This is a genomic window from Aquiflexum sp. (assembly GCF_977115555.1).
The window spans coordinates 1-3,464 of sequence record NZ_CDSBKL010000417.1 but is presented as its reverse complement, the minus strand read 5'-3'; the positions used below and the strand labels follow the sequence as shown (position 1 = coordinate 3,464).

4 protein-coding genes are annotated in these 3,464 nt (G+C 39.8%); 1 reads left to right on the top strand and 3 read right to left on the bottom strand.

Annotated features, from left to right (window positions below; genetic code table 11):
• Positions 1-411 (top strand): molybdenum cofactor synthesis domain-containing protein (locus ACZFYI_RS17635; RefSeq protein ID WP_462525439.1); only part of this gene is annotated, 411 nt, incomplete at its 5' end.
• Between the two features lie 65 nt (positions 412-476).
• Here ACZFYI_RS17635 and ACZFYI_RS17630 read toward each other — a convergent pair.
• From ACZFYI_RS17630 to ACZFYI_RS17620, 3 genes are all read right to left on the bottom strand, one after another.
• Complete coding sequence (locus ACZFYI_RS17630) at positions 477-782, bottom strand: hypothetical protein (RefSeq protein ID WP_462525438.1); 306 nt, start codon at positions 780-782, stop codon at positions 477-479.
• 276 nt (positions 783-1,058) lie between these two features.
• The gene (feoB, locus tag ACZFYI_RS17625; RefSeq protein WP_462525437.1) at positions 1,059-3,179 is read right to left on the bottom strand and encodes a ferrous iron transport protein B; all 2,121 of its coding nucleotides are present in this window, start codon (positions 3,177-3,179) and stop codon (positions 1,059-1,061) included.
• Positions 3,180-3,184: 5 nt separating this feature from the next.
• Positions 3,185-3,403, bottom strand: a complete 219-nt coding sequence (locus ACZFYI_RS17620) for a FeoA family protein (RefSeq protein WP_462525436.1) — start codon at positions 3,401-3,403, stop codon at positions 3,185-3,187.
• Positions 3,404-3,464 lie beyond the last annotated feature (61 nt).

Sequence of the window (3,464 nt, the reverse complement as noted above, 5' to 3'; positions counted from 1 at the left end):
GGAAAGGCCATTATGGAAAGATTGGAGAAAAACGCTGTGAAGGTAGCGGACTATATCATCATTCCCGATGAAACCAAAACCATCCAAGAAAAACTGCAACGGTATTGTGCTGAAGGAATGGATTTGGTGATTTTTACTGGAGGTACAGGTTTGTCCCCTAGAGATGTGACACCGGAAGCCATCAAGCCGCTTTTGGAAAAGGAAGTTCCGGGAATCGAGGAAACAATCAGATCTTATGGCCAACAGCGGACACCTTATGCTATGTTGTCGAGAAGTGTGGCCGGACTGATTGGGGACACTTTGGTACTTGCTTTACCGGGTTCAACAAAAGGTGCTGCGGAATCGATGGATGCAATTTTTCCGGCAGTGCTACATATTTTCAAAGTCATGGAAGGAGCGAGGCACGATTGAGCAAAAAAAATTTCATTGACCTCTATTCAGAATAATAAGATATCTTGATGAAAATGATAGGAATGCTACTTTTCCAGTTTTTGGGTTGGCTCTTCAATCAAGTACTCAATATCTATTTTAGCATCAATATTTACCTTGTAGCCGTTCGCTTCAGCCTCTTCCATGATTTCAAGCATTTTCACCATGCTTGACTTCAGTTCACTTATTCTCGATCTGGAACGAGGGTCTTTTTTACCAAACTTAACATCAGAGTTGAAACTTTTTATCTGGTGATATCTGATTTTATAATCAATCAGGCTTCTCAAAATTTCTTTTGCTTCTGCGGTTTCAAATTCCCCTTTGATCAAAGTAATATTATTATGGCTATTCATCTTTTTATCCTTAAAGAACTGATTCTTTTCAAATTACAATATTGCAAAGGATGAGCTTTTATTTTTATTTATATTGGTAATAATGAATATAAAAATTATTTATGATTAATGTAAATTTGATTTAAACATGCAAGGATCAAAGAAGAAATTTACCCACCACACTGATCGCAGCCAATTCCTGATTTTGATTTTTTAGGTTTTTTGAAAAAAGTACGGAAACCCCAGGTTGCCAAAACCAAAACAAACAATCCGAAAACAACAAGTTCCTGCCACATATTATGAGAAAATCTGATAAGTGATAAATGCTGCCAAATAAGCTATTCCGGTCATGACAACAGTCTGCAAGACTGGCCATTTCCAGCTTTTTGTTTCCCGGTAGACCACCGCTAAGGTACTCATACATTGCATGGCAAAAGCATAAAAGACCATCAAAGAAAACCCTGTGGCTTTATTGAAAACCTTTTCTCCTGTATCTGCATGGACCTCTTTTTCAAGTTTTTCACGGATAGTAAGTTCATTTTCGACATCACTGCCTATACTGTAGATCGTCGCGATTGTTCCCACAAAAACCTCCCTTGCCGCAAAGGATGTCAACAGTGCTATTCCGATTTTCCAATCATATCCCAAAGGTCTGATCGCAGGCTCAATGGCTTTACCCATAATGCCAATAAATGAAGCCTCAAGCTTTTTGGAAGCATAGGACTCCTCGACACTAGACCATGCTTCTTCAGGTGTATTTTGTAAAACAGCTACTTTTTCCTCCTCAAGCGCCTGCATTTTGCCACTTGGCCCATAGCTTGCCAAAACCCAAAGTACAATAGAAATAGAAAGGATTACTTTTCCTGCTTCCAGGACGAAGATTCTGGATTTGTTAAACATAGTCAGGAACACAGTCCTCCATCTCGGCAACCTATAAATAGGTAGCTCAGCGAGAAGATAACTTTTCTCTTTTGTTTTGAGAATAAATTTCAATGCCAAAGCCCCCAATAAAGTAAACAAAACCCCCAATAGGTACATGGCCAAGAGACCAAGGGCTTGCAGACTGATTCCCATCCAAAGGGTATCAGGTACTGTAAGTCCTATCAGTATAATATATACAGGAAGTCTTGCAGAACAACTCATCCAAGGCGTCACCAAAATCGTGATCAATCTTTCTTTGGAGTTGCTGATGTTCCTTGCGGCCATAATGCCGGGGATTGCACAGGCCATTCCAGAAATAAGCGGAACGACACTTTTGCCGTGAAGCCCAAACGGACGCATGAGCCTATCCATCAAAAACACCACCCGCGAAAGGTATCCTGTATCTTCCAAGATCGCCAAAAACCCAAAAAGCATAGCAATCTGAGGGATAAAGATCAAAACTCCGCCAATTCCAGGAACAATGCCTTCTGCCAATAAATCCGTCAAAACCCCTGATGGAAGGTTATCATAAATCCATCCGCTCAAACCTGCAAATCCCACATCAATCAAATCCATCGGAAATGCCGCCCAAGCAAAAATGGCTTGAAAGATCAATAGCATAATCCCTAGAAAAATGACAAAGCCAAAAACAGGATTCAGAAAAACATTGTCAAGGGAAATGGTCGTGTTTCTGGATTTGACTTTATCTCTGGAAACAGACTTCTTCAGAATATCAGCTATTTTGACATACCTAGCTTCAGTCTCAGAGATTTGTTGCTTTTTCCTGTCAAATCCGTAGCCTTTGGATTTTTCTTCAAGCCATTGCTTATCAGAAATCGGAAGAGTTTTGTCAAATTCTCCAAAAACCAACAATTGAAAGGCCTGATAGGAATTTTTAAACCCAAACCTTTCCATGACTTCCCGGATCAATTGAGGATCAGCAAACATAGCGGAATCCAATAGCGGTTTGGGTGATTCGAATTTCTCTTCTTCCATCAACTGACGGATGGCGTCTATTCCATCATTGTTTCTTGCATCTGTAAGCACAAGAGGAACACCTAAGGACTTATACAATTCAAAAGTTTTGATATGAATGCCTTTTTTTATAGCAAGGTCTTTCATATTGACAACAAAAGCCAAAGGAATACCTAAATCCATTACCTGTGTACCCAACAGCAAGCTTCTTTCAAGGTTACAAGCATCCAAAATGACGAGTGCAAAATCCGGTTTATTTTCTCCCAATCCATTCAATACCCGATGGGCAATGACCTCATCTTCAGACTTTGGGTAGAGGCTATAGGTTCCCGGCAGGTCGATCAAATCAACTCTCTTGTCATCAAAGCGAAGAAAACCAATGGTTTTGTCAACAGTTACACCGGGATAATTTCCGATTTTTTGGTTTAGCCCGGTCAGCTGATTGAAAATGCTGGACTTTCCCACATTGGGATTACCTATGATGGCGATGGTTTTGGTTGGGATATCAATTACAGTTTCCACGCCATTTAGGATTTTAAATTGATCATGATAGCTTCCTGCTTTCTCAGGGCAATAATATTATCTTCAATATCAAAAGCCATTGGCCCGCCAAAGGGAGCTTTTTTAAGCAATTTGATCTCTTTACCGGGTAAGATTCCCAACTCCAAAAAATTAATTGTAATATCAGATTCCCCGATACTTTCTATGGTTGCGGATTGCTGTAGAGAAAGTTGTGCTGCGGTCATTTTTGGCTTTTGGTTCAGATTGGAAAATTAATCTAAATATCAAATAAATAGAAGAATTGTT

What these genes read in the sequence shown, in the direction of transcription:
- ACZFYI_RS17630 (WP_462525438.1), bottom strand. Translation starts at nt 782, where the DNA reads ATGAATAGCCATAATAATATTACTTTGATCAAAGGGGAATTTGAAACC.
- ACZFYI_RS17620 (WP_462525436.1), bottom strand. Translation starts at nt 3,403, where the DNA reads ATGACCGCAGCACAACTTTCTCTACAGCAATCCGCAACCATAGAAAGT.